Raw genomic sequence first — 1,542 nt, 5'->3', positions numbered from 1 at the left:
CACTCTTAAACGCTTTGTTATGCGCCACTTGCGATCACCTCAAATTAATACCATAATTAGGTACTATTTGGTATCAGGAGATTGCAATGGCTAAAAATACTAGCATCACTCTCGGCGAACACTTTGATGGCTTCATCAGTAACCAGATCCAAAGTGGACGCTATGGCTCAGCAAGTGAAGTAATTCGTTCCGCTCTACGTTTACTCGAAACACAAGAAACGAAAATGAACACTTTACGACAACTACTCGTTGAAGGTGAAGAAAGTGGTATGGCTGATTATGACCTCGATTCGTTTATCAGTGAACTAGATAGCGAAGAGAGAAAATGAAACCATTCCAACTAACCAACAAGGCAAAGTCTGATTTAAAAGATATTGCCTTGTTTACCTCCCGCAGGTGGGGCCGCGAGCAACGAAATATTTATCTCAAACAATTCGATGAATCATTTTGGCTACTCGCTGAAAATCCTGATATCGGTAAAACTTGTGATGAAATCAGAGATGGCTACCGAAAATTTCCACAAGGAAGCCATGTTATTTTTTATCAACAAATTGGTAGCCAAAACATCCAGATCATCAGAATCTTGCATAAGAGTATGGATGTGAACCCAATCTTTGGCGCATAACGCCCAATTAACGTGTGAGCAGCGCAAACACTGAACTTGAACACTGCGCCGTAAACACTTAACTCAACCCGAAGTGAGAGCGCCAAGCGTTGCGAATCACTGTTGAATTGTTTGTTATGTTTTACCACAAACACATGATTTAATTGAGAAAGAACTACTATTTCTGACTAGTTTTCTGAAGTAAACCACAAGGCTAGAACCAACTTGACCGCCAAAGGCGACCAACCAGAAACGAGCAATTCCACTTCCCTGCCCAATGAGGCAACCCGACCAAGTAACAACAAGCGCCCTTTCTTTCCAACCAAAGCGCAAAACAATGCGGAATTGTCGAGGCAACTGCCAAGCCAAAATGCTAATTGGCTAAGAATCCTAAAGCGACTTTAAGCCAGTTATACAAACAACCGACCGCCACGACCTGACAATGAAGCAACCCTCGAACATTGGCACGTTTACGGGCTGAGAGATTCAAGAACTTAGACCGACAATGCGGATTTGCTGAGTCTACTAGGGACGGATTTTCAGAGGGACAATGAACTTCAGCCTAAGAACTTTAAGCCCTTGAAATACAAATAAACATAACGCCGCGTTAAGTAGTGAGCAACATTGCCACTTAACCTAAACCATTGTGCCGTAAACACTAAATTCAAAGCAAACTGAAAATGCCTAGCGTTGCGAATCTGCCTTAAACGCTTTGTTAGTTGCCATTCTAAACCTTTGATTCCCAGTTCATTACCACTTTGCCAACGCCGTTTTTCAGCACTTTGAAAAACTCAATTCAGGCGCAGTTTCAAAGCGCCTGTCACTGAAACCACTTGGCACTAGCAACGCCGTAGAAAGCTGGCCAAAAGCACCCAATAAACCTTTCGGAAAGACAATGTCACAAAGCTGACTTTCAACGAGTACATTCGCGTCTGAAA

General features: G+C 42.7%; 2 protein-coding genes. Both read left to right on the top strand.

Going from position 1 to position 1,542, the window contains the following annotated elements; all coding sequences use genetic code 11:
- The first annotated feature begins 86 nt into the window (after positions 1–86).
- Complete coding sequence (locus BS19_RS14975; RefSeq protein ID WP_038176344.1) at positions 87–329, top strand: type II toxin-antitoxin system ParD family antitoxin; 243 nt, start codon at positions 87–89, stop codon at positions 327–329.
- A complete protein-coding gene (locus BS19_RS14970; RefSeq protein ID WP_019282621.1) occupies positions 326–625 on the top strand; it encodes a type II toxin-antitoxin system RelE/ParE family toxin in 300 nt (99 codons plus the stop codon). The genes BS19_RS14975 and BS19_RS14970 overlap by 4 nt, the downstream gene beginning before the upstream one ends.
- Positions 626–1,542: the final 917 nt, after the last annotated feature.

It is taken from the genome of Vibrio pacinii DSM 19139, assembly GCF_000711795.1.
Lineage (GTDB): Bacteria > Pseudomonadota > Gammaproteobacteria > Enterobacterales > Vibrionaceae > Vibrio > Vibrio pacinii.
This window is presented reverse-complemented; position numbering and strand designations above follow the sequence as displayed.

Excerpts from the sequence above, each read along its gene's own strand:
- BS19_RS14975 (WP_038176344.1), top strand. The coding sequence starts at position 87 with ATGGCTAAAAATACTAGCATCACTCTCGGCGAACACTTTGATGGCTTC.
- BS19_RS14970 (WP_019282621.1), top strand. The coding sequence starts at position 326 with ATGAAACCATTCCAACTAACCAACAAGGCAAAGTCTGATTTAAAAGAT.